Genomic DNA, 23,073 nt, shown 5'->3' with positions numbered 1-23,073 from the left:
GAATAACAATAGGGCTACACCGGAACGCCCGCCAACCGAACGCGATCGGTTGTCCGGTTTCCTCTACTGGAGCTATCTCGCACCGATCCGTGGAGCTACGGCCCGGTGCGAGTGACGCGTCCGGCTAGTGATTCTGCGGCGGGTACTACCCACCCTGCGGCGGGTACTGGCCGCCGTGGGGCGGATTGTTCGGGTCCTGCGGGTACTGGCCCTGCCGCGGGTACTGACCCTGCGGCGGGTACGGGTTGTTCGGGTCCAGCGGGAACTGGCCCTGCGGTGGGATCTGGCCCTGCGGCGGCTGGGCGTTCTTCTTGCGCTTCATGAGCAGCACGACCGCCACGACGATGGCGAGAATGGCGACGACGCAGATGATCCCGATGATCCACCCACCCTTGCCCTTCTTGCCTTTGCCGCCCCTTTTCGCCAGCTCCTGCTCCATGGCCGCGGTCCACACGTCCGGGCTCGCCCAGGTCGAGTGATCGAGCGTGGCGGCGTTGGTCAGCAAGTCGAGGTGATACAACGAAGATCCCCAATCCGATGTGTGTCGGCGGCCTCCTCCTGGCGCCGGATCCTCCACACTATTGCCCGCGGGCTCGGCGCGCGAACATTCGGCGAGCCGATCGCGTCACCGCGGCTTGACCAACGGGAACGGCAACGTCTCCCGAATACTGCGCCCAGTGATCAGCATGACCACCCGATCAACACCCATACCCAGCCCGCCGGTGGGTGGCATGGCGTGTTCGAGGGCCTGCAGGAAGTCCTCGTCCAGTTCCATGGCCTCCGGGTCGCCGCCCGCCGCGAGCATGGACTGCTCGGTGAGCCGGCGTCGTTGTTCGACCGGGTCGGTGAGTTCGCTGTAGGCGGTGCCCAATTCGACGCCCCAGGCCACCAGGTCCCAGCGTTCGGCGACGCCCGCGATGCGGCGGTGGCTGCGGGTGAGCGGGGAGACCGAGGTGGGGAAGTCGATGTAGAAGGTGGGCTCTTCGGTGCGGTCTTCCACCAGGTGCTCATACATTTCCAGCACGATCTGGCCGGCGTCCCAGGCGTGCTGGTACGGGATCGTGTTGGCGTCGCACAACTCTCGCAGCCGCGTGACGTCGGTGCGTGGAGTGATCTCGGTGCCGATGGCCTGCGAGATGGCTCCGTGCACGGTCTTGACCGGCCATTCACCGGAGATGTCGACGGCCTCGAAGGTGCCGTCGCCCTTGGGGCGCATCGCGACCATCGCGCCGTTGGCGGCCAGGGCCGCGTTCTGGATCAGCTGACGGCACAGGTGCATCATCCGCTCGTAATCGCTGTGCGCCTCGTACGCCTCGAGAATGGTGAATTCCGGGTTGTGGCTGAAATCCACGCCCTCGTTGCGGAAGGTGCGACCCAGTTCGAACACCTTCTCCACGCCGCCGACGCAGAGCCGTTTGAGGTAGAGCTCGGGGGCGATGCGCAGGTAGAGGTCCAGATCGTAGGCGTCGATATGGGTGCGGAACGGCGTCGCGTTGGCGCCGCCGTGCACCTGCTGCAGGATCGGCGTCTCGACCTCGATATAGCCCCAGTCGGTGAGCGAATCCCGCAGCGACCGCACCACCGCACTGCGTTTGGCCAGCACGTCGCGGGTCTCCGGGTTGATCATCATGTCGACGTAGCGTTGCCGGACCCGCGCCTCCGGATCGGCCAGGCCCTTCCACTTGTCGGGCAGCGGGTGCAGGCATTTGCCCAGCATCCGCCAGTCCGCGACCAGCAGCGACAACTCCCCGCGCCTGCTGCGCCCGATCCGCCCGCTGACCTCGATGAGATCGCCGAGGTCGAAGAATTCGCCGAATTCGGCGCAGCGCTTGGCGCCGAGGCGTTCCCGGTCGAGTACCAGCTGGATGTCGTCGGACCAGTCGCGCAGCACCGCGAACACCACGCCGCCGTAGTCGCGGATGCGCAGCAGCCTGCCGCATACCCGCACCGTCGTCCCGCGCGGTGACCGGCGCGCCGCCGCGACGGTGTGGGTCGGCGGATAGGCGACGGGGTAGGCGTCGATGCCGGTGGCGGCCAGCCGATCCAGCTTGTTCATCCGCACCCGCACCTGTTCGGGCCTGCGCGCCAGCTGGAGTTCGGCCTCGGATTCGGGCGGCTCGGGCGGGCTGCCGTCGGCGTGCAGGCCGGTGCTGGTCGGCGGGACGGCGGGGTGGCGTCCGGTGTGCGTGGCCGGGTCCGGTTCGGCGCCGAAACGCGGCAGGAACCCTTCGGCAAGGCCGCTGGCCATCGCCACCCGCGGCAGCTGCCTGCGTTCCTCGAACAGGAAGAACCGCGGCACCCAGATCGGCTGATATTTCACATTCGACCGGTACAGCGCTTCGAGCTGCCACCACCGGGAGAAGAACAGCAGCACCCCGCGCCAGGCCCGCAGGATCGGCCCGGCACCGATGCGTCCGCCTTCCTCGAATACCGAACGGAACACCGCGAAGTTCAGCGAGATCTTGGTGATGCCGTACTGGTCGGAGGTGAGCGCGAGCTGGGAGATCATCAACTCCATCACGCCGTTGGGTCCGAGCGGGTCGCGGCGCATCAACTCCAGCGAAACTCCGGTGCGGCCCCACGGGACCATCGACAGCATGGCGAGTACCCGGTCGTCGGAGTCGACGGCCTCCACCAGCAGGCAGTCGCCATCGAGTGGGTCGCCGAGCCGGCCGAGCGCCATCGAGAAGCCGCGCTCGTTCTCGGTATCGCGCCAGGCCTCGGCCCGCGCCACGATCTGGGCGAACTCATCGGCGGGGATATCCGAGTGGCGCCGGATCCGCACCCACATGCCTTGGCGGCGCAATCGGTTGACGGCTTGGCGGACCGGTTTCATCTCGGCGCCGGCCAGGGAGAAGTTCCTGGTGTCGAGCACGGCCTCGTCGCCGAGGCGCAGCACCGACAGCCCGGCTCTGCGGTAGGCGGTCGCTCCGAGTTCGCTGGCGCCCATCACCGCGGGCGCCCAGCCGAACTGGTCGGCCAAGCGCAGCCAGGCATCGATCGCCTGCGGCCACGCCTCTTTGAGGCCGATCGGGTCACCGCTGGCCAGGCAGACACCGAGCTCGACCCGGTAGGTGATGGCGGCCTTGCCGCTCGGCGCGAACACCACGGCCTTGTCGCGGCGAGTGGCGAAATAGCCGAGCGAATCCTCCACGTCGGAGCGGGCCAGCAGTCCGCGCAGCGCGGATTCGTCGAGCCCGGTCATGGCGTTGTCGGCGCGCTGGGAGCGCAGCAGCACGATGAAGGCACTGAGCAGGGCGACCGCGCCGAACAGGCCGAGCAGGAAATTCACGAAATGATGCGGCGAGCCGTCGAACTGCTCGTTCTCCACCAGGATCGCGCCGGTCACCCGGTACACCGCCCACAGCGGGCGTTGCGCCCCGGCGGGCAGCGAGCCGGGGAACATCTCCACCAGGCCCCAGCCGAGCAGGCAGCCGAGAGCGGCCCCACCCACCAGCGCGAGCAGCGCTTTGCGGCCGGCACCGCGGCGCACCCGGGTGTAGAACTCGGGCCAGGCGGCGATGAGCACACCGATCACCGCCACGTGCACCACGGCCGCGACCAGGGCGTTCACATCGCGGTCGGTGAGGAAGGCGACGACGTTGTCGAGCACCCACGTCACCAGGTAGATGACGAGCAACCACCAGGCGATGCGTTTTCGTCCGGCCGTCGCCGCCGCGAGCAGACCCACCACCAGTGCCCACACCAGGCTGGTGTCGGGAGCGTCGAAGTAGTAGTCGTCGATGTAGTGGCGGGGCGCGTGGGTCAGATAGCGCAGCGCGGGCGACAGGCTCCACAGCAGACATGCCACCGCGAACACACCGAGCACCAGCCCGGCGTAATGCGGAACCTCGGCCAACCGGCCGCGCCCCCGATGCGGTACCGGCGCAGCGGGTCTGCTCGCGGATAGCTCGGTGGTCGTGCGTAGGTCGTCTGGCGCGGAAGTCACCGATCCAGTGTGACCGTTGGGGTGGATTTGCCGGTCGTTTGTCGCGGCGTGTTCGCGACCCCTTTGCGACGTCTCAGAAATGGCGGATCAGTGCCGGATGCTGGGCCGCTGCAGTCTCGGCCGGGCCGGAGGAGTAAGTATTTAGTTCATGTCGGAACCAGTCGATGTGCCGATCGATGACGAAGCCATTCGGCTCGGCCAATTTCTCAAATTGGCCAATCTGATCGATTCCGGTTCGGAAGCCAAGACGGTGATCGCCGCGGGTCTGGTGCGGGTGAACGACGAGGTCGAGCTACGGCGCGGACGGCAATTGCACGTCGGCGATGTGGTCGCCCTCGCCGGTCACCAGGCGCGAGTCGCGGAGTAGGCCGGATCAGTCCGCTGCGCGGACCACGACCCCGTCGTGATCGCTGTAGAGCATGTCGCCCGGCACGAAGGTGACACCGCCGAACTCCACCGGTACGTCCTTGTCGCCGGATCCGGTCTGGGTGCTCTTGCGCGGGTTGGTGCCCAGCGCCTTGATACCGATGTCGAGGGTGCGCAGGATGGCCGAATCGCGCACGGCGCCGTTGACGATGACGCCGGCCCAGCCGTTGGCTACGCCGCGGCCCGCGATGATGTCGCCCACCAGAGCGGTGTGCACGCTCGCGCCGCCGTCCACGACCAGCACCTTGCCCTCGCCCGGTTCGCTCAGCGTCTGCTTGACCAGCAGATTGTCCTGGAAGCAGCGGATGGTGGTGATCCGGCCGGAGAATGCCGCGCGGCCGCCGAACTGGATGAATTGGGTATCACAGCTGCGAATCTCGGGGCCGATTTCGTCGGCCAGGTCCGCGGTCGCCACAACATCTGTCGGTTCGGTCATGGCCCTCAGCTTAAAGGTGGCCGGGTTTCACCCCGAACGGACCGCTCGGTCTGGGTCCGTTCCCTTGGGCCCGACACGATCAGGCGCAGCCGCGCGCCGGACCGCGCATGGCCGGAGCGAAGGCGGAGGTACGCCTATCGGTGTCCGTAGCGCAGTTCGTACATCTCGCGATCGTGGTCGGAAATCTTGCCGTGATCGACCAACCCCGGATCGAGCCCGTGCTGCACCAGCCGGTACCGGCGCCACACATAGCTGAGCGCGACGGTGAAGATGATCAGCGGCACGATCATCATCACGATCAGCCCGAGCTTGAGCGGCATCGGTCCGGGAAACAGCAGCACCAGCGCGAAGAACGGAATGATCGGCCCGATGAACCGCACGAGATAGCGTTCCATGGCCCCGTGCCCGACCAGGTCGTGGACCACCCACTCGTGCAGGTCCGCGGGGAGCTCGCGGCCCAGATCATAGGCAATGCGCTGCCCGAAGGTGGGTTTCTTCATACCTAAAGGCTATGCCTGTGCAGGAGGTCACCGCCAGCTGCGAATGGGGATTCGAGCAGGGCATTCGACCGATTTCCCACACTCGCTGTTTCCCGCCGGCGGGCCGGTCGGCCGCGGCGCCGCGCGACCGACCGGGCAGTGCTCATTCCGTGCCGTCGGCCCCGCGGGTCCGGTGGAATTCCGCGATCTGCTTGGTGAGGTTGTCGGTGCTGTGCTTCACCGCGATCTTGACGAACGGCTCGATGGTCTTGCCGAGTGCCTTGCCCGCCAGTCCACCGGGGACCCGGTAGTCGACGATGGCGTCGACGGTGCACCGCTCGGCGTCCTTGGCGTGGAACAGGAAGGTCGATTCGACCTCGAATCCTTTGATCGACTTCACGCCGATCGCGACATGCGGTTCCCAGCGCACCACCTGGATCCGGGAGTTCAGCGAGACCGGCCCCAGCTTGATGTGGCCGTCGAACGTCGCACCGACACCTTCGGTCTGGCTGCCCACCGGCGTGAACTCCTGCACTTCGCGCAGAAAGCGCGGCAGGTTGCGGTAATCGTTCACGTAGGCGAACGCGGTTTCGGCCGAGGCGTCGCAGTCGGCGACGATCTTCACTTCGGTCATGGCGCAACCTTAACCGGGCGTTCGCCCGCGCCCGTCATGCCGTGACGGCCAGCGTCGCCGCCAGGCCGAACGCCGCTGCCATCACCACCACCTCGACGGTGGCCCGGCGCAGCGAGGCATCGGCGGGCATCCGGTGATCGGCGGCGCGGCCGACCCAATCGCGGCGCCACCACCAGCCGAGGGCCAGCAGCACGCCCAGGATCAGTGTCTTGGCCAGCAGCACCCGTCCGTATCCGGTCTGCACCAGCGGCGCGAGCCCGCCGATCCGGACCAGGCCGTTCACCAATCCGGTCACCGCGACGACCGCCACCAGCGGCAGCGCCACCGCGGAGTAGCGCGGCAGGGCGAGCGCCCATTCGCCACGAGAACGCACCACCAGCGCCAGTCCGATCAACAGGCCGAGCCACGCGCCCGCGGCCAGCGCGTGCACGGCGGCCAGTACCGAGCCGAACGGCTGCTGGGACATATGCCCGGTGATCGGCCGCAGCGTCAGCGCCACCGCCGCGAAGACCAGCACCAGATCCGGCGAGGCGGTCGCCGGGCGCCGGAACGCCAGCGCCGAATAGCAGGCGATGGCACCGGTCCCGATCAGGATCGCGATACCGACCTGGCCGCCGCTGAGCTCGGTGAGGAAGGTGGCGAACCGTCCGGCGTCCAACGCGCCGACCCGCACCCCGACGACGTCGGCGGCCTCGAACACCAGCACCACGAATTCACTGCCGCACCAGATTCCGGCGAGCACCGCAAGCAGCCGCCACGGCGGCCGCAGCCGCTCGTGTACCCGCGGCAGCGCGGCCAACCCGAGCACGGTGGCTCCGGCCAGATCGGCGAGCACCCGGACCGCGCTCTCGGCCGTCACCGCGGTCAGTGCCCAGGCCAGCAGCACACCGAGCAGCCCGGACGGGACGACCAGCAGCAGTGCCGGACGGCGGTCACGGCCGCCGGTCGCCCGATCGGTCACCGGCCGCTCTTACCGCTGCCCTTGCCGAACAGGCCCGTCCCGAACAACGCGAAAGCCAGTCCGCCACCGAACAGCACGATCGCGCCGACGATGAACACCCAGATCGGAACGCCGCCGGAATCGCCGTCGCCCGCGTCCGCCGAACCCAGTGCGGGGCCGGGGGTTCCATTGCCGGGGGTGGTGAGGGTGAAGGTGAGTTTGCCTTCCACCGGATGCCCGTCAGCGGAGGTGACCCGGTAGCCGACCCGGTAGGTGCCCGCCGGTCCGAGTTCGCCGACCGCGACGCTCACCGTCTTCCCGTCGACCACCGGATCGCCCTTGGACCACAGATGATCGTCGGGGCCGACCACGGTCAGCGAGGGGAAGTTGGGTTGCAGGTTCTCGTTGAAGGTGATGGTGACCCGCTCGGGGCCCGCATCCAGCGAGGCGCCGTCCTCGGGGGAGGTGCCGACCACCGCGGAGTGCGCCGCGGCAGGCCCGGCGACGGTGGCGCCGACACCGAGGCACACGGCCCCGGCGAGCAGGGTGAGCAATACTGCGCGCAGTCGCACGCGCCCGCCGCTCACGACCGCCGTCCCCGCAGGACCGAGCCGACGCCGAGCCCGAGCCCGAGCAAGCCGACCGCAAGCCCGATTCCGCCGAGCCAGCGGGCCGTGGTGTCGGTGCCGGAATCATCGGATTCGGTTGCCGCGGCCTGATCTTCGCTCTCCACGCCGTGCGTGCCGTGTGAATCGCCGGAGGCGGCGGCCAGCGTCAGGGTGGGGGCGGGGTTGGCGACCAGGCCCTGATCGGCAGGCTGATTCCAATCGACGACCTTGCCGTCGCTGTAGGTCTGCTTGGTCGGGAAGCTCACCGAATCCTGCTGCGGCAGGGGGCCGAGGGCCACCGCGAACTGCTGGAACTGGCCGGGCCCGACACCGGGGTTACCCGGATCCGCGGTCCAGGTCACGGCGGTGACCTGGGACTTGTCATTGCGATCGACCTTGGCGGTCCAGCCGGGGATCGGCTCGGTCATGGCAACCGCGAGATTGGGCACGGTGACGGTGACGGCTGTGGTCGCGGCGGTATCGGATTCGGTCGGAACCCGGAAGGTGGCCACCGCCATCGAACCCTGCTTCGCACCGGGCGCGTCGACGGTGACGTGGGCGTTCGCGACCCCGGCGGTCAGCGCGAGCAGTCCGCCGCCGAGCGCCACCGTGCAGATGGCACGCGAAATGAACGTTTTCATGAATGAAGTGCTTTCTCTCCGAAAGGTATTGATGCGTCAGGCCGGGCGCGCCAGGGGCGGGGCGCGCGGGCCCGCGGCACCGATCGGAGACCGGCCGAGCAGCCGGAAGATCGCGACACCGGCATTCGGCGGGCGGTGCGTGAAGAGCGTGCGCGGCGCCGCCATCACGATCCGAACGGCCGCCGATACCGCGCGATAGAGCCGCTCGGCGAGCGGGATCAGCGCGGCGCAGACGGCGGTCGCGGTGAAGTGCGCGAGCAACATCGGGCCCGAGGGCAGATATCCGCCGAGCAGTTCGCCTGCCGGTGCTGCCGCGGTGGGGGAGGCGTGCTCGTGGCCGTAGAGACCGGTGAGGGCGACATGTCCGCCCGCCTGTCCAGCGGCCAGCCAGACGAGCACCGAACCCCAGCCCATCGGCCGCGCGGCGGCGGCAAGACCGGTCACCGAAGCGGCGATCAGGATCAGCGCCAGTTCGGCCGACGACGGATACGCTCCACCGGCCAGCCCGTGCGCGGCGACCGCGAGCGCGCCGGCCGACGCGCCGACCAGGAAGCCGCGCGGGCTACCGGAGGTCGGGCGTCGGTACATCGGTGCGGTGGATCAGCGCACGCCGAGGCGGGCCAGGACGTCGGATTCGAGGCCGGTCAGTTCGTCGGCGATGGAGGCGTGCACGGCGCGACGGCGCTGGGCGGGCATCTGGTCGGCGGTGCGCACAGCGGCGCTCAGCGCTTCCAGGCGGTCGCGGGTCGCCGCGACGAACTTCTTGCCCTCGCCGTTGTCGCCCGCGCCGACCTTGTCGAGCGCGGCCTCGGTATTGGCGATCCTGGCGTGCAGGCGGGCACCGTGGCCGGTGTACTCGCCGAGCTGTTCGACGCCGATACCGAGCTGGTGGGCCTTGCGGTTGTCGAGCTGGGCGCGCACCGCGGTGGCGCCGCGGTAGGCCAGCGGGGCGAGCACCGGCACCAGGATCCTGGCCACACCGATGTACTTCTTCACCTGTCCGACGCTGAACGGATCACGCTCGGCCTTGGCCGCGGCCTTCAGCGCGGCCTTCTCCTCCGCCTGCAGCGCGGCGATCTGAGCCTTGGCCACCTTCTTCTGGGTGCGGGTCTCGGCGCGCCGCTGTTTACGATCGTTCTTGGCGGCGAGCTTGGCCTCCAGGGCCGCCTTGTGCTTGAGGGCTTTCGCCTCGGCCCGGCGGCTCGGGCGCCGCTTGCGCTTCGTGAACAACCCCATCGTTGGCCCTCCGTCATGCTGGTTCGCCCTGGCGGCTCGGCGCGCGAAGTTGCCCGTCCGCCCATGTCACACGGTTTGCCGACACCCTATCCGGTCGCGGCCGGTCGCTGCGAGGGCGGCGGGCGAACGCCGGGGGCGCGGGCGACGATTCGCTGATCTGTCGGGGGTAGGGACCATACTGCTTACGTGCATCCGGGCAGGGCCGATCGAGAGGGTCGCGAGTTGGACGAGGGAACCGAGCAGGATCGGTCCGTCGCCGCAGCGACCGCGTTTCTCGATGCCAGGGCGCTGATCGGGTGCAGGCACCGGCTGAATATGAACGCCACGCATCCGGAGCTGCTCACCGGCGTCCGCGAGGACGCGGGCGTGCAGCAGCGTCGCGAGGCCGCCGTCGCGCATCGGCAGCGGGTACGCGACGCCCTGGTCGGCGCCCGTCCCGAACAATGGGTGGTGATCGATCCGGCGTTGCGCGCGGCCGATCGCGCCGAATCCACCATGCGCGCCTGCGCGGCGGGAGCGCTGTGCATCTGGGGCGGATTGCTGCCGCAGGAGCCCGATACCGGTCGCCGCGGCGGCGCCGAGATCCTGCTGCGCGATCTGGACCGCGGCGGCTATATTCCGGTGATCGTGGTCAACCACAAGGTCACCGATCCGCGTCAGCCCGAGCCGGCCGAATTCCACCCAACCACCTCGGATCTGTACCACTGGGATCCGCAGCCGGATCCGCACCGCAAACTGCGTCAGCAGCCGCGCGATCAGCAACGCCTCGCCCACCTCTACCGCATGCTGCAACGGCACGGGCTGGCCAGCCCCGCCCTGGTCGGCGGGGTGATCGGCTACCACTTCGACCGCATCCTGGTCCACGATCTGACCCAGGTGCTCGCCGATTACGACCAGCGCTACGCCGACCGGATCGCGGTGGTGCGCGGTGAGCTGCCGACGGTGCCGTCGAAGGTGCCCGAGTGCAGGCAGTGCCCATGGTGGAACCGCGGCGGGGCCGACGGGCGCGGGTGCGAGGGCTGGTTGATCGACCACCGCGACGTCAGCCTGGTCGCGCCGGGCTCCCGCGCCGACGTGCTGCGCGGGCACGGCGTGCAGACCATCGACGATCTGGCCGCCTGGTCCGGGCCCGAACCCGAGGACTGGCAGCACGGACCGTTCGAGGAGGCCGTGGTCACCGCGCGCGCCTGGATCGCGGGCGCGCCACTGGTGCGCCGGTTCGACCAGGTGAAGGTGCGCCGGGCCGACGTCGAGGTCGACGTCGATCTGGAGAGCTTCCAGGAGTTCGGCGCGTACCTGTGGGGCACCCTGCTCGACGGGGTGTACCGGCCGTTCGTCACCTGGGATCCGCTGCCCACCGAGGACGAGGGGCGTTCCTTCGGCGAATTCTGGACCTGGCTGATGCGCGTGCGGGCGGAGGCCACCGCCGCCGGCAAAACCTTTGCCGCCTACTGCTATTCGCGTACCGCCGAGGACAAGTGGCTCTACGAGTCGGCGCGCCGGTTCGCCGGTCAGCCGGGGGTGCCGACGGTGGAGCAGGTGCGCGCCTTCGTCGATTCGCCGCAGTGGGTCGACATGTTCCAAGCCGTCACCGAGCAGTTCATCTGCCCGAACGGCAAGGGCCTCAAGAAGATCGCGCCGGTGGCCGGTTTCGCCTGGCGCGATGCCGAGGCCAACGGCGAGGCCTCGATGAGCTGGTACCGGCTCGCGGTCGGCTACGACGGCGCGCCCGATCTCACCCAGCGCACCCGGCTGCTCGAATACAACGAAGACGATGTGCGCGCCACCATGGTGCTGCGGGAATGGATGTGCCCGCGGGTGCCGGGCCCGCACCGCGCCGAGCTGGAGGTGCCCGCGCTGGCCGATTTCGCGCGGCCGGCCGATCTCGCGCGAGTGGGGACCGCTCTCGGGCGTCGGAGGCGGTCGGCGGCGGCGGTAATATTTCGGCGTGACTGAGCACGTCGAAACACTCGAGTTCCAGGCCGAAACCCATCAGCTGCTCGAGCTGATGATCCACTCGGTCTACTCCAACAAAGACACGTTCCTGCGGGAGCTGATCTCGAACGCTTCCGACGCGCTGGACAAGCTGCGGCTGGAGTCCTACAAGGACAAGGACCTGCACGTCGACACCTCCGACCTGCATATCGAGCTGGAGGTCGACAAGGACGCGCGGGTCCTCACGGTCAAGGACAACGGCATCGGCATGTCGCGCGCCGAGGTGGTGGACCTGATCGGCACGCTCGCCAAGTCGGGCACCGCCCAGCTGCGCAAACAACTCAGCGAGGCCAAATCCGAGGCCGCCGCCGAGGAGCTGATCGGCCAGTTCGGCATCGGCTTCTACTCGACCTTCATGGTCGCCGACAAGGTCACCCTGACCACCCGCCGCGCGGGCGAGACCGAGGCCACCCGCTGGGTGGCCGAGGCCGGTAGCTCCACCTACAGCATCGAAACCGTCGACGACGCCCCGCCGGGTACCGCGGTGACGTTGCAGCTCAAGGCCCCCGACGAGGACGATCACCTCTTCGATTACACCCAGGAGTGGAAGCTCCGCGAGATCGTCAAGAAGTACTCCGACTTCATCGCCTGGCCCATCCGCATGTCGGTGGAGCGCACCGTCACCGAGGGTGAGGGCGAGGACAAAAAAGAGAAGACGATCGTCGAAGAGCAGACCCTCAACTCCATGAAGGCGCTGTGGACCCGCCCCAAGAGCGAGGTGAGCGACGAGGAGTACAAGGAGTTCTACAAGCACGTCAGCCATGCGTGGGACGAACCGCTCGAGATCATCCCGCTCAAGGCCGAGGGCACCTTCGAATACCAGGCGCTGCTGTTCATTCCGTCGACGGCGCCGTTCGATCTGTTCACCCGCGAGCACAAGCGGGGCGTGCAGCTCTACGTCAAGCGGGTGTTCATCATGGACAACTGCGAAGAGCTGATGCCGGAGTACCTGCGCTTCGTCAAGGGTGTGGTGGACGCCCAGGATCTTTCGCTCAACGTCTCGCGCGAGATCCTGCAGCAGGACCGCCAGATCCAGATGATCCGCAAACGCCTGGTGAAGAAGGTGCTGTCCACGGTCAAGGACCTGCAGGGCGCCGAAGACCAGGGCAAGTACCAGACCTTCTGGCGCGAGTTCGGCCGCGTCCTGAAGGAGGGCCTGCTCTCCGACTTCGACAACCGCGACACCATCCTCGAGGTGTCGTCGTTCGCCTCGACGCACTCCGACTCCGAACTCACCACGCTCGCGCAGTACGTGGAGCGGATGAAGGACGGCCAGGACTCCATCTACTACATGACCGGCGAATCCCGCCAGCAGGTGGAGAGCTCGCCGCATCTCGAGGCGTTCCAGGCCAAGGGGCTAGAGGTGCTGATCCTGACCGATCCGGTCGACGAGATGTGGGTCGGCTCGGTGCCGGAATTCGACGGCAAGCCGTTCAAGTCCATCGCCAAGGGCGAGGTCGATCTGGAGACCGAAGAGGAGAAGAAGGAGTCCGAGCAGCTGCGTGAGCAGCAGGACAAGGAGTTCGCCGAGCTGCTGGGCTGGCTGGGCAAGACCCTCGAGGACAACGTCAAGGAGGTGCGCCTGACCAACCGGCTCACCACCTCACCGGCCTGCCTGGTGGGCGACGTCTTCGATTTCACGCCGATGCTGGAGCGGATGTACCGGGCCTCGGGCCAGGTGTTGCCGGAAACCAAGCGCATCCTCGAGCTGAACCCGACCCACCCGCTCGTCACCGGCCTGCGCGAGGCCTACGACTCCCGCAAGCAGGACGCCGACGAGGGCAAGGTCCCCGAGCTCACCGAGACCGCCGAACTGCTGTACGGCACCGCGGTGCTGGCCGAGGGCGGCGAGCTGAAGGATCCGGCGAAGTTCGCCCACATCCTCACCGATCGGCTCACCCGCACGCTCTGATGCGAGCCGAGGGCAGTCCGCCGATACGGCGGGCTGCCCTCGCCACAGTCGTGCCGCCGCGCCGCTGACGCCACACCAGCCCGGCGATATCTGCGCGCTGGAGCCACGGTTCGTCCACCGCGGCCGGTCGCGTGGGCTATCCATCCGCTAACGCACGGCATCCAACCGCGGTGCGGCGCAATGAGTCCGATCTCCTGCTGTTCGATTCGGCGCCGATGTGCGCGACCCAGCCCTTGGTCTGGGATTTGTACAAGTAGCTGTCGCTGAAGGCGATAGATCATCCGGAGTGCGAGATCCGCGCTCCGGACAGGAGATCGATCATGTCGACTACGACCCTGCGTGGCCGTAGCATTCGCCGGGCGGTGACCCGAACTGTTCTGCTGGGGGCCCTTGTGCTCGCTCCCGCCGCGACGGTAGCGCCCGCATTCGCCGAGCCGATCGGCTCGACGCCGACCGCGCCCACTCAGCCGACCACGGCACCCACTCAGCCGACCACGGCACCCACTCAGCCGACCACGGCACCCACTCAGCCGACGCCGCCGACAACAGCGCCGACGCCGCCGACAACACCACCGACGACGCCCGCGCCCACCCCGCCACCGGAGCACAAACCGCCGAAGCCCTGCCCGGACGGTGGGTTCGACATGGGCACGGGTTGCCCGCCCTCGCCGCCGGACCCGTACGGCCCCGACGGCTATGACGTGCACGGTTACGACCGGTCCGGCTACGACCGTTCGGGCTTTGACCGTTCCGGTTACGACCGTTCGGGCTTTGACCGTTCCGGTTACGACCGCTTCGGACGGGACCGTTTCGGTTATGACCGCAACGGCATCGGCCGCGATGGCTACACGCGCCAGGGTTGCGCGGTCGATGGCAAGGACCGGCCGGACGCCGACCACGAGGCCTGCGAGCGTTGGCGCTCGCGCCCGGCGACCGGTAGCGCCGGCTAGCGAGTTCGCGGCCTGCCGGGGCCGCGCTCCCGCCTCGCCGCACGCGCGAACGCCCGCCGACCCGCGGTGAGCGGGAGGGCGGGCGTCGAGCGCCGGGCAGCGCGAAACGATGCCGGGCGGGGTAGTACTACCGCGGGATTACCGCGGCGCCATGCGCAGCGCGCCGTCCATGCGGATGGTCTCGCCGTTGAGGTAGTCGTGCTCGACGATGTACTGCGACAGCTGCGCGTACTCGTCCGGGCGGCCCAGCCGCGACGGGAACGGCACACCGGCCTCGAGGCCCTTGCGGTACTCCTCGGTGACGCCGGCCAGCATCGGGGTGTCGATGATGCCGGGGGCGATGGTGTTCACCCGGATACCGAACTGGGCCAGGTCACGCGCGGCCGGAACGGTCATGCCGTGCACGCCGCCCTTGGAGGCGGAGTAGGCGATCTGGCCGATCTGGCCCTCGAACGCGGCGACCGAGGCGGTGTTGATGACCACACCGCGCTGGCCGTAGTCATCGACCGGATCGGTCTTGGCGATGGCGTCGGCGGCCAGGCGCATCACGTTGAAGGTGCCGAGCAGGTTGACCGTGATGACGGTGCGGAACAGCTCCAGATCGTGCGGGCCGTTCTTGGACAGGATGCGCCCGGCCCAGCCGACACCGGCGCAGTTGACCACGATGCGCAGCGGCGCGCCGGATTCGACGACCTTCGCGACGGCGGCGCTGACCTCGTCGTTGCTGGTCACATCGGCCGGAAGGAGGGTGACACCGGCGGGCACGTTGTCGCCGGCCCGCTCGATCGACTGCGGCACGTCGAGCCCGAAGACGGTGGCGCCCAGTTCGGCGAAACGCTTGGCGGTGGCGGCGCCGAGGCCGGACGCGCCTCCGGTGACAATGGCGGCGGAACCCGAAATCTCCACGATGGTCCTCTCGTTCGTGACAAGCCAGTTGGCCCTTCGTCAATTTGCACCCTAACGGGTCACCGGTGAGGCGCGGATCACCACTCCCTGGCCTCGGGGCCCAGCGGTCCGGGCAATTTGCGAACACTAGTGTTCGCTGATGGTACCGTCGGCCGCATGACGTCGATATTTGGTGGATCGGTCGCCGGCCGCCGGGTGCTGATCACCGGTGCGGCCCGCGGCATCGGAGCCGCGCTGGCCAGGCAGTTGTCCGCGCACGGCGCGCAGGTGGCGCTGCTCGGGCTGGAATCGGAATCGCTGGCGGAGGTGGCGCGCGAGTGCGGCGGGGCGCCGTGGCGCTATTGCGATGTGAGCGACCGCGCGCAGGTGGACGCCGCGGTCGAGGACGTCGTCGGCGAACTCGGCGGCCTCGATGTGGTGGTCGCCAATGCCGGTGTAGCCAAACAACTTCCGCTGATCGGCGGCGATCCGGAGGTGATGGAGCGGACGCTGGCGGTCAACGTCCTCGGCGTGTACTACACGGTGCGCGCGGCGGGCCCGCACATCTCCCATTCCGAGGGCTACGCGCTGGTGGTCTCCTCGCTGGCGGCGGCCGTGCACCTGCCGCTGCTCGGCGCCTACAGCGCCTCGAAGGCGGGGGTCGAGGCACTCGGCGACACCCTGCGTCACGAACTCCGGCACACCGGGGCGAAGGTCGGCGTCGCGTATTTCGCCGAACTCGACACCGATATGACCGCCCGCGGATTCGGCACCGAGGCGGCACGCTCGCTGCTCGGCCGCAGCACCGTGTCCGGGGTGGCGCCGCTGGGCCCGGCCATCGACGCCGTCGAACGGGCCATCGCGCGCAGGCGCCGACAGGTGGTTTCGCCCTGGTGGGTGCGGTTCGTGCTGCCGTTGCGGCCGATCGCGCAACGCGTCACCGAGCTGGCGTTGCGGCGCGGCGTGCACGAGGCCCTGAGCATCGCGCGCACCGAAGCGACACCCTTCACGACCGAGCAGCCCGCGCGAACCAGCAGAATGGGTCAGCACCCGCCCGACCGAACACCGGAGTAGCCAGCCATGACCGACCCGGCCACCAGTCTCCGCCAGCTGCCGCGCGGCCGGCACGGTCTGCCCCGGGAGCAGGTCGTCGCCTCACAACGCGAGCGGATTCTGCACGCGATGGGCGAGGCGATGGTCGACAACGGTTATGTCGGAACGTCGGTCGCGGCGATCCTGAAGAAGGCCGGTGTCTCGCGCGAGACCTTCTATGAGCAATTCCGTTCCAAGGAAGACTGTTTCGAGGCCGCCTACGAGCGGGCCGTCGAGCAGCTGCTCGCCCGGATCGACGAGACCGATGCCCCCGCAGCCGATCCCGGCGATCCGGCGCCTATCGACCCGGTCGAGCGAATGCGCCGGCTGTTCGACACCTACCTGCGGCATCTGGCCGACGATCCGGCCGGTGCCCGGCTGTTCCTCGTGGAGGTCTACGCCGTCGGAGCGAAGGCGGTCGCCCGGCGGATGGAGCTACAGGACCTGTTCGTGGAGCGGATCGCCGAGGTCCTCGACGCCCGCACGCCCGAACAGCGCTTCGCCTGCCGAACCCTCGCGGCGGCCGTCGGCGCGATGGTGACGGGCAAGATCGCCACCGATGATGTGGCCGGGCTTCGTGCGCTCCGCGAACCCTTGCTCGAGCTCGTCGTTCGCGGCGGGGATCTGTACGGGCAGGCGCTGGCGGGCGGCTGATATCGGCGTCAGCGCAATTCCTCGGCGGGCTGCTCTGAGCCATCGGTTGCCGCGATGGGCGCTGCGACCGCTGTCCGGCGCCGGGTCAGCAGGTAGAAGACCGCCCCCGCGAGGGCAGGCACGGTGATCGCGACGGCCGCGCCCGGCAGGGTGCCGAGGCCGGGCCAGGCGAGTCCGGTGAGCGTCAGCGAACCGAAGAACAGGAACAGCAGCCCGGAACCGATGCCGATGGCGCGTTCGGGCAGATGCTTGCCGACCAGGATGCCCAGCGCGATGGCCAGTGCGTCCGCGGCGACCATGCCGATGGTCGAGCCCAGCCAGACGCCCGCCCAGTCGTAATCGGTGGCCAGGGCGGCGGTGGCGAACATGGTGCGATCGCCCAGTTCGGCCAGCAGGAACGCCGACAGCACCACCAGGAACGGGGCCGCGGTGGCGAAACGGGAGACCTTGGGAGCGGCTTCGGCGTCGTCTTCGGGATCGAGGTGCTCGCGCAGGGTCCAGACGCCGACGGCGAGGAAGGTGAGCGCGGCGACCAGCGCGATCGCCGTGGTCGGCAGTGCCGCGCCGAGGAAGTGGCCGACGGCGACCGAGATGACGTGCACCGCGGCGGTGGCGGTGGCGATTCCGCCGAGCACCACCCACCAGCGATAGCGCAGCGCGAACGTCAGCGCCATCAGCTGGGACTTGTCGCCGAGCTCGGCGAGGAAGACGATGCCGATACTCAGCAATACGGTGGCGATCATGTGATGTGTTCTCCCGGGCTCCGGCCAGTCGGCCGGAAAACGGGACGCCTCCGGCCGACAACGTCAAGGTTGTCTCGGCCGAAGGTCTCGCCCACCGGAGGGATTCCGGTTCACGCAGCCGGACCCGCGCCACACGCGGCGGCGGATCAGTATGTCGACTACGCGATTGGGGGCTACTCCCCTTCGCTGCTGCCGACTCTACCCGCCCTGGCGTCGCGACGGCAACTCGCTGTTGTCGAAATCGCAATGCGCGCAATAAGTTTGGCGATCCGTGCGGTAGATTTCGGGTGCCCTTACGCGGCCAGCAGCATAGCCAGAACCGCGGTGTCGGGATCGCTGATCGGATCCAGCCCGACCCGGCTGACCAGCGAGGTCACCGTTCCGTCCAACTCGGCCTCGGCCCATGCGGCCCGGTGTTCCAGCCCCAGATGCGGCACGCCGGGCAGCAGCACACAGCCCGAGGCGGCCCCGCTGCATTCGGGCAGCGACGGATTGGTTTCGGACGGCGGATGCAGCATCAGCAGGGCGGGCGGCACATGCTCGGCAAACTTGCCGGGCGTCACCGCGGACTCACCGAGCACCGGCCCTTCGGCCAGTACCAGCCCGACGGTGCCCGGCTCGGGATCATCGGGCAGATCCTCGCGCGCCCCGAACACCGTCGATGTCGACAGCAGCCCGGGCAGGCTGGCCACCCGCACCGCGAGCACCAGCAGCTGCGCCCATTCCTTGGTGGTATCGGGCCAGCGCCCGGAGATGACGAACCCGCGAAGAGATCCGCGCGCTTGGAACGGCGTGACGCCGATCTGACCATCGCTGCGCATGAGGCCTCCCGTCATGGAACCGGGGGCGGCATTGCCCGTCCTCGAACTGTGGACTTGAAGAATGAACCCGAAGGCATCTGGCACACAAGTACCAAAGAGTGCCAGTACGTCTCGGCGTCGACCCGCAGAGGGCTTTTCACCAGCAGAAACGCAGCGGGCCGCGACACCATGCGGTGTCGCGGCCCCGGGCGCGTCGGATGCTTTTACCCGAAGATCAGGCCCTTGCCCTGGTTCACGGCCTTGGCGAAACGGTCCTGCACGTCGGCCCAGTTGACGACGTTCCAGAACGCCGTCACGTAGTCGGCCTTGACGTTCTTGTACTGCAGGTAGAAGGCGTGCTCCCACATGTCGACCTGCAGCAGCGGGATGATGCCGAGCGGCACGTTGGCCTGCTGGTCGTAGAGCTGGAAGGTCAGCAGCTTCTGGCCGAGGGTGTCGTAGCCGAGCACCGCCCAGCCCGAGCCCTGCAGGCCGTTGGCCGCGGCGGTGAACTGCGCGCGGAACTTGTCGAACGAACCGAACTGGTCGTCGATGGCCGCGGCCAGCTCGCCGACCGGCTTGTCGCCACCGTTGGGGGACAGGTTCTTCCACCAGATGGAGTGGTTCACGTGTCCGCCGAGGTGGAACGCGAGGTTCTTCTCGTGCAGGAAGATGGCGCTGTGATCGCCGGCCTCACGGGCGGCTTCCAGCTTCTCCAGTGCCGTGTTGGCACCGGCGACGTATGCGGCGTGGTGCTTGGAATGGTGCAGCTCGTTGATCTGCCCGGAGATGTGGGGTTCCAGGGCGCTGTAGTCGTAATCCAGATCCGGCAGCGTGTACTCAGCCACGATGTCCCTTCCTTGTCGGGCCGCGCACTCACGAACCTCGCGAGCGCTCTCGACCATCATTCGTACACCCGATCGGTTCCAACTTGCCCGGATGCCCCGGCATTCCGGTGACGGTGCTCACTCGGGTGGGCCCGGGCGCTACCGCGCCACGTTCATCGGCGAGCAGTAAGAACCGCACTCGTGCATCGAACCATGCCGGGAAGCGACTAACTAGTCGGGCGGTCCGGGCTGTGGATCGCGAATGCGGGCGGGTGGGGCAGGTCGAACCGTTCGCCGGGGCGGATACCCATTCCGGGAACGTCTATCGGTGAACGCCGATGCCGCACACCGGACCGGCCCGGTATGCGGCATCTGCTCGGCTGTCGCCGGCTCAGAGCGGGGGCGCGATCCCCGGCCGCCTGGTGCGCGGATCGCCCGCGTCGTGCGCCGCCCACCAGCGCCGGCCGCCCGCGATGAACTCCGGCAGCGGGATCTGCTTGCCGCGGGGGTCGTGAATGGTGATGCTGTCGAACCAGACCCGCACGTCGAGTTCGCGCGGATCGAGGCCCTCCTCCTGGGAGAACTCGAGCACATGCGGCGAGACGCGCTGATCGATCATGGTGTCGAAGCTCAGCAGCTCGCTCCACAGCGACCAGCTGCTGTCGTCGATGTCGATGAAATCCCAGCCGTGCAGCCTGCCGCCGCCGAAACTGGTGATGGCATCGCCGAGCCCGTCCAGTTCCAGCGGCAGCACGGTGGGTTCGACGTCGTCCCAGCGGTGGATGCGCAGCGAGGCGGCCACCCGGCTGACGCCGTGGAAGGTCATCCGGACCTTGATATCGGCAGGTGTGGATTCCTGTGCGGGCAGTGTGAGTACTTCGAGGTCGAGTTCGAGTCGGCCGGTGTCGGCATCGACGGCGAGGCCGAGGCACGCGGCCTCCCTCAGTGCGATGTCGATTCCGGCGGTGTCCAATCCGTCAAGTAGCCCCCTGCTCGAGTACATAGCGCCAGGCTACCGAGATCACCGCCCAGATCGGCGCATTTCAAGTTTTCACTAGGGTTGTCGTTTTTTATGGAACCGAATCCGCGTCGCTTCCGTCCAAGTACATGTCGGGAGCTTCGACGGCGCAGCTCCCGAACAAGGCGGCGGATGACCGCTCCGGGATGGCTGGAGGGGAGTCCCGGATCGGTCGTTCGCAACCGTCGCCCGGTGATCGCCCAGTTGAAGCCGCGATAGCGTCAGCCTGTGGACGATGCGCCGGACGATAGCTGACACCTGTGGATCAGGTTGTGGAATCTGTGGATAACTACACCGACTTATCCACATCCCCCCAGAAATCGGGGCACCGGTCGGAAGTCGGCGCGGCATAACCTACGCGGGGCCCGCTGGCCCGGCGCGTCCCAGGTGGGCGGTGTTCGCACCGATGGACGGGCACGGAAGTCCGCGATCGTACGGCACCCATGGCAGGATCGAACACGTGACGAGCTCCGAGGTCCCGACGGTACCGCTGAACGAGGTGCCAGGTGAATTCGACGACAGTGCGCGCGCTGCCGCGGAGAAGGCCGGCGCGATCCTGCTCGACGTGCGCGAGCCCGACGAGTGGGCGCTGGGCCACGCGCCGGGCGCCGTCCACATTCCGGTGGACGACATCCCGGCCCGGCTGGACGAACTGGACTACGACGCCCAGCTCTACGTCATCTGCCGGCAGGGCGGCCGGTCCTTCGAGGCGGTCAAGTACCTGACCCACGTCGGATTCGACGCCGTGTGCGTCGTCGGCGGCATGGTGGAGTGGCAGCGTACCGGCCGCCCGCTGGTCGGCGAGGGCAAGCACGAGCCCAAGATCTACTGACGAAAGAGCGAGGTGCGACGGCATTGAGTACGGTGGTGCAACCCTGTGCGCGCTGCGGCGCGCGCTGGGCCGTACAACAGGCGGCGCCGATGCACTGGTGCCCGCGTTGCCGTGGCGTCCTGCTCTCGCCCGGGCCGATCGACGCGCCCGCCGAACGGCGCAACTACCGGTGGGTCGCCCGCAGGCCCGATCACCGTCCGCGCGGCACCGTGGCCCCCGGCCGCACCGGGCCCACTCCCACCCCGCACTACACCGAGATCCCGCGCTGGGGACTGCGCGATGAACCGGCCCGCGAGCCCGTAGCCGCCCGGCCGCCGCTGAATGTGCTGGCCGGCTGGCTGCCCCCGCTCTTGATCGCGACGGCGCTGATGTTCGCCATCGCGGCGGGCTCCGAACTCGGTCGTTACCTGCTGCTACTGCGCAATCGCACCTATCTCATCGATCCATTGCTGTTGACGTTCTCCGACGCGATGGTCAACGCTTCGGCGCTGTTCGCCGCGGTGCTGGCATTGCTCGCCGCGGTCGCCGCCGTCGGCTGGCTGATCCAGGCGCGCCGGGCCGTGTACGAGGGTCGTGGTCTGCGCGATCCGCGGTCGCCGCGGATGCTGGTGCTCGGCTGTGTGATCCCGGTGGTCAACCTGCTGTGGCCGGGAGTTTTCCTGAGCGAGATGGTGGCCGGCCGGGAGGATCCACGGCCGCTGCGTGCGGTGCGGGTGTGGTGGGCGATCTGGGTGTTCGGCGGAGCCTGCGCGGTTGCCGCGCTGGCCTGGCGCAGCGCCGACTCGCTGCAGGCCGAGGCCGACGGAGTGCTGTTCACCGCGTTCACCGACGCCGTGGCGGTGGCGGTGGCGGTGGCGACACTGTGGATTGTGCGGATGGTGGAGGGCCGCGATCTGCTCGGGCGCGCCCATATCGCGCACCGCTGGGTGGTGGCCGCGGACCCGGCGGTGCCCGTCATCGAACCGGTGCAGCCGGGATCGGCTACCGTCGCAGCCCGGGCCGATGCCGGCGCGGGCCGCGTCGACGGCGGTGCCGCACCGGACGGTGCGATCGCGGCCGGCGACGACGCCGACGCGGAGCCCGCGGCCGAGCCGAGTGCGGAGGCGGCCGATCGTGAGCATCAGGAGCAGGAGGTCGTGGCGAAGTGAGCCAGCCCAATCGCGCACCATTCGTCGTCGCCCATCGCGGCGCGTCCGCCGAACGCCCCGAGCACACCCTCGCCGCCTATGAGCTGGCCCTGCAGGAGGGCGCCGACGGCGTCGAATGCGATGTCCGGCTGACCAGGGACGGGCATCTGGTCTGCGTGCACGACCGCACCGTCGACCGGACGTCCTCGGGCACCGGCCTGGTCAGTGAACTCACCCTGGACGAGTTGAAGGCCCTCGACTTCGGCACCGCAGGCGAACCCGCCTCGGTACTCACCCTGGCCGAGCTCATCGCCCTTGTGCTCGATTGGCGCAGCCGCCCGACCAAGCTGTTCATCGAGACCAAGCATCCGGTGCGCTACGGCGCGCTGGTGGAGAACAAGCTGCTGGCCGAATTGCAGCGCTTCGGCATCGCGACCCCGGCCTCGGCCGATCACTCCAGGGCCGTGGTGATGTCGTTCGCGGCCACCGCGGTCTGGCGGATCCGCCGCGCCGCGCCGCTGCTGCCGACCGTGCTGCTCGGCGAATCCTCGCGCTATCTGGGCGGCAGCGCGGCCACCACGGTCGGCGCCACGGCCGTCGGCCCGTCGGTGAAGACGCTGCGTGAACACCCCGATCTGGTGGACAAGGCCGCCGCCGCCGGCCGCGCCACCTACTGCTGGACCGTCGACGATCCCGAAGACGTGCGGCTGTGCGCCGATCTCGGCGTCAGCTGGGTGGCGACCAACCATCCGGGGCGGACCAAGGCACTGCTGGCCACCGCCTGAGCCGGTCGAGGCCCGGAGGCGGCAGCGGAGCGTAACCACGCAGGGCCTCCGGCTCGGGCGCCGATCGACACCGCCTGAGCCGGTCGATGGCGACTGCCGAGCCG

General features: G+C 68.8%; 24 protein-coding genes. 9 read left to right on the top strand and 15 right to left on the bottom strand.

The genetic code is table 11. The annotated features are described in order from the left end of the window. Positions 1–145: 145 nt before the first annotated feature. Positions 146–520 (bottom strand): hypothetical protein, encoded by a 375-nt coding sequence (locus AC4HOU_RS07540; protein ID WP_194989603.1) that lies wholly within the window; start codon positions 518–520, stop codon positions 146–148. A gap of 105 nt (positions 521–625) precedes the next feature. Next, positions 626–3,949: a bifunctional lysylphosphatidylglycerol synthetase/lysine--tRNA ligase LysX gene (gene lysX / locus AC4HOU_RS07535; RefSeq protein ID WP_194989604.1), complete on the bottom strand. Its 3,324-nt coding sequence runs from the start codon at positions 3,947–3,949 to the stop codon at positions 626–628. A gap of 148 nt (positions 3,950–4,097) precedes the next feature. Between lysX and AC4HOU_RS07530 the strand changes: the two genes are divergently transcribed. Then, a complete protein-coding gene (locus tag AC4HOU_RS07530) occupies positions 4,098–4,316 on the top strand; it encodes an RNA-binding S4 domain-containing protein (protein ID WP_036531561.1) in 219 nt (72 codons plus the stop codon). A gap of 6 nt (positions 4,317–4,322) precedes the next feature. Here the strand turns inward: AC4HOU_RS07530 and rraA are convergent, their stop codons facing one another. The 8 genes from rraA to AC4HOU_RS07490 form a co-directional block, all read right to left on the bottom strand. Beyond that, complete coding sequence (rraA, locus tag AC4HOU_RS07525) at positions 4,323–4,811, bottom strand: ribonuclease E activity regulator RraA (RefSeq protein WP_163816712.1); 489 nt, start codon at positions 4,809–4,811, stop codon at positions 4,323–4,325. A gap of 134 nt (positions 4,812–4,945) precedes the next feature. Next, on the bottom strand, positions 4,946–5,311 hold the full coding sequence (locus tag AC4HOU_RS07520; protein WP_163816710.1) for a DUF5313 family protein: 366 nt from the start codon (positions 5,309–5,311) through the stop codon (positions 4,946–4,948). 142 nt (positions 5,312–5,453) lie between these two features. Continuing rightward, positions 5,454–5,924, bottom strand: coding sequence for an SRPBCC family protein (locus tag AC4HOU_RS07515; RefSeq protein WP_163816708.1), 471 nt, complete (start codon positions 5,922–5,924; stop codon positions 5,454–5,456). A gap of 34 nt (positions 5,925–5,958) precedes the next feature. Then, positions 5,959–6,885 (bottom strand): copper resistance D family protein, encoded by a 927-nt coding sequence (locus AC4HOU_RS07510; protein WP_194989605.1) that lies wholly within the window; start codon positions 6,883–6,885, stop codon positions 5,959–5,961. Further along, positions 6,882–7,436 (bottom strand): copper resistance CopC family protein, encoded by a 555-nt coding sequence (locus AC4HOU_RS07505; RefSeq protein ID WP_194989611.1) that lies wholly within the window; start codon positions 7,434–7,436, stop codon positions 6,882–6,884. The genes AC4HOU_RS07510 and AC4HOU_RS07505 overlap by 4 nt, the downstream gene beginning before the upstream one ends. 11 nt (positions 7,437–7,447) lie before the next feature. Further along, positions 7,448–8,113 carry a YcnI family copper-binding membrane protein gene (locus tag AC4HOU_RS07500; protein ID WP_280212401.1) on the bottom strand — a complete coding sequence of 222 codons (666 nt, stop codon included), beginning with the start codon at positions 8,111–8,113 and terminating at the stop codon, positions 7,448–7,450. Positions 8,114–8,149: 36 nt separating this feature from the next. Continuing rightward, complete coding sequence (locus AC4HOU_RS07495) at positions 8,150–8,701, bottom strand: hypothetical protein (protein ID WP_490724300.1); 552 nt, start codon at positions 8,699–8,701, stop codon at positions 8,150–8,152. Positions 8,702–8,713: 12 nt separating this feature from the next. Beyond that, the gene (locus tag AC4HOU_RS07490; RefSeq protein WP_163816701.1) at positions 8,714–9,349 is read right to left on the bottom strand and encodes a DUF6474 family protein; all 636 of its coding nucleotides are present in this window, start codon (positions 9,347–9,349) and stop codon (positions 8,714–8,716) included. 315 nt (positions 9,350–9,664) lie between these two features. Here AC4HOU_RS07490 and AC4HOU_RS07485 point away from each other — a divergent pair, with 315 nt between their 5' ends. The 3 genes from AC4HOU_RS07485 (at position 9,665) to AC4HOU_RS07475 (ending at position 14,206) form a co-directional block, all read left to right on the top strand. Beyond that, positions 9,665–11,305 (top strand): TM0106 family RecB-like putative nuclease, encoded by a 1,641-nt coding sequence (locus AC4HOU_RS07485; RefSeq protein ID WP_490724466.1) that lies wholly within the window; start codon positions 9,665–9,667, stop codon positions 11,303–11,305. Then, complete coding sequence (gene htpG, locus AC4HOU_RS07480) at positions 11,298–13,256, top strand: molecular chaperone HtpG (RefSeq protein ID WP_490724299.1); 1,959 nt, start codon at positions 11,298–11,300, stop codon at positions 13,254–13,256. The genes AC4HOU_RS07485 and htpG overlap by 8 nt, the downstream gene beginning before the upstream one ends. Before the next feature lie 644 nt (positions 13,257–13,900). Further along, a complete protein-coding gene (locus AC4HOU_RS07475) occupies positions 13,901–14,206 on the top strand; it encodes a hypothetical protein (protein ID WP_490724298.1) in 306 nt (101 codons plus the stop codon). 138 nt (positions 14,207–14,344) lie between these two features. Here the strand turns inward: AC4HOU_RS07475 and AC4HOU_RS07470 are convergent, their stop codons facing one another. After that, positions 14,345–15,112: an SDR family NAD(P)-dependent oxidoreductase gene (locus tag AC4HOU_RS07470; RefSeq protein ID WP_014348381.1), complete on the bottom strand. Its 768-nt coding sequence runs from the start codon at positions 15,110–15,112 to the stop codon at positions 14,345–14,347. A gap of 156 nt (positions 15,113–15,268) precedes the next feature. Here AC4HOU_RS07470 and AC4HOU_RS07465 point away from each other — a divergent pair, with 156 nt between their 5' ends. Beyond that, the gene (locus tag AC4HOU_RS07465; protein WP_163816687.1) at positions 15,269–16,165 is read left to right on the top strand and encodes an SDR family NAD(P)-dependent oxidoreductase; all 897 of its coding nucleotides are present in this window, start codon (positions 15,269–15,271) and stop codon (positions 16,163–16,165) included. 6 nt (positions 16,166–16,171) lie between these two features. Beyond that, entirely contained in the window at positions 16,172–16,837 is a 666-nt protein-coding gene (locus AC4HOU_RS07460; RefSeq protein ID WP_194989609.1) for a TetR/AcrR family transcriptional regulator, read from the top strand. Positions 16,838–16,845: 8 nt separating this feature from the next. On the opposite strand, the gene AC4HOU_RS07455 is transcribed toward AC4HOU_RS07460, so the two are convergent. From AC4HOU_RS07455 to AC4HOU_RS07440, 4 genes are all read right to left on the bottom strand, one after another. Beyond that, a complete protein-coding gene (locus AC4HOU_RS07455; protein WP_195020387.1) occupies positions 16,846–17,580 on the bottom strand; it encodes a TMEM165/GDT1 family protein in 735 nt (244 codons plus the stop codon). A gap of 293 nt (positions 17,581–17,873) precedes the next feature. Further along, a complete protein-coding gene (locus AC4HOU_RS07450; RefSeq protein WP_163816680.1) occupies positions 17,874–18,401 on the bottom strand; it encodes a peptidase in 528 nt (175 codons plus the stop codon). 203 nt (positions 18,402–18,604) lie between these two features. Then, positions 18,605–19,228, bottom strand: coding sequence for a superoxide dismutase (locus AC4HOU_RS07445; protein ID WP_014348386.1), 624 nt, complete (start codon positions 19,226–19,228; stop codon positions 18,605–18,607). Positions 19,229–19,598: 370 nt separating this feature from the next. Next, positions 19,599–20,210 carry a hypothetical protein gene (locus tag AC4HOU_RS07440; protein WP_490724297.1) on the bottom strand — a complete coding sequence of 204 codons (612 nt, stop codon included), beginning with the start codon at positions 20,208–20,210 and terminating at the stop codon, positions 19,599–19,601. A gap of 475 nt (positions 20,211–20,685) precedes the next feature. On the opposite strand from AC4HOU_RS07440, the gene AC4HOU_RS07435 reads away from it, so the two are divergent. The 3 genes from AC4HOU_RS07435 to AC4HOU_RS07425 are packed head-to-tail and all read left to right on the top strand — an operon-like array spanning position 20,686 to position 22,969. Next, positions 20,686–21,057: a rhodanese-like domain-containing protein gene (locus AC4HOU_RS07435; RefSeq protein WP_195020388.1), complete on the top strand. Its 372-nt coding sequence runs from the start codon at positions 20,686–20,688 to the stop codon at positions 21,055–21,057. A 32-nt stretch (positions 21,058–21,089) separates the two neighbouring features. Beyond that, positions 21,090–22,205 (top strand): DUF4328 domain-containing protein, encoded by a 1,116-nt coding sequence (locus AC4HOU_RS07430; RefSeq protein ID WP_324197408.1) that lies wholly within the window; start codon positions 21,090–21,092, stop codon positions 22,203–22,205. Beyond that, a complete protein-coding gene (locus AC4HOU_RS07425) occupies positions 22,202–22,969 on the top strand; it encodes a glycerophosphodiester phosphodiesterase (RefSeq protein ID WP_163816675.1) in 768 nt (255 codons plus the stop codon). The genes AC4HOU_RS07430 and AC4HOU_RS07425 overlap by 4 nt, the downstream gene beginning before the upstream one ends. Positions 22,970–23,073: the final 104 nt, after the last annotated feature.

The sequence above is a fragment of the Nocardia sp. JCM 38205 genome, from assembly GCF_058222935.1.
Note: the sequence above shows the minus strand (reverse complement) of the source record. Positions and strands in the feature narration are given on the sequence as shown.

Coding starts and splice junctions, on each gene's coding strand:
- AC4HOU_RS07530 (WP_036531561.1), top strand. CDS start 4,098: ATGTCGGAACCAGTCGATGTGCCGATCGATGACGAAGCCATTCGGCTC.
- rraA (WP_163816712.1), bottom strand. CDS start 4,811: ATGACCGAACCGACAGATGTTGTGGCGACCGCGGACCTGGCCGACGAA.
- AC4HOU_RS07520 (WP_163816710.1), bottom strand. CDS start 5,311: ATGAAGAAACCCACCTTCGGGCAGCGCATTGCCTATGATCTGGGCCGC.
- AC4HOU_RS07515 (WP_163816708.1), bottom strand. CDS start 5,924: ATGACCGAAGTGAAGATCGTCGCCGACTGCGACGCCTCGGCCGAAACC.
- AC4HOU_RS07500 (WP_280212401.1), bottom strand. CDS start 8,113: ATGAAAACGTTCATTTCGCGTGCCATCTGCACGGTGGCGCTCGGCGGC.
- AC4HOU_RS07495 (WP_490724300.1), bottom strand. CDS start 8,701: ATGTACCGACGCCCGACCTCCGGTAGCCCGCGCGGCTTCCTGGTCGGC.
- AC4HOU_RS07490 (WP_163816701.1), bottom strand. CDS start 9,349: ATGGGGTTGTTCACGAAGCGCAAGCGGCGCCCGAGCCGCCGGGCCGAG.
- AC4HOU_RS07485 (WP_490724466.1), top strand. CDS start 9,665: ATGAACGCCACGCATCCGGAGCTGCTCACCGGCGTCCGCGAGGACGCG.
- AC4HOU_RS07475 (WP_490724298.1), top strand. CDS start 13,901: ATGGGCACGGGTTGCCCGCCCTCGCCGCCGGACCCGTACGGCCCCGAC.
- AC4HOU_RS07465 (WP_163816687.1), top strand. CDS start 15,269: ATGACGTCGATATTTGGTGGATCGGTCGCCGGCCGCCGGGTGCTGATC.
- AC4HOU_RS07460 (WP_194989609.1), top strand. CDS start 16,172: ATGACCGACCCGGCCACCAGTCTCCGCCAGCTGCCGCGCGGCCGGCAC.
- AC4HOU_RS07455 (WP_195020387.1), bottom strand. CDS start 17,580: ATGATCGCCACCGTATTGCTGAGTATCGGCATCGTCTTCCTCGCCGAG.
- AC4HOU_RS07450 (WP_163816680.1), bottom strand. CDS start 18,401: ATGCGCAGCGATGGTCAGATCGGCGTCACGCCGTTCCAAGCGCGCGGA.
- AC4HOU_RS07440 (WP_490724297.1), bottom strand. CDS start 20,210: ATGTACTCGAGCAGGGGGCTACTTGACGGATTGGACACCGCCGGAATC.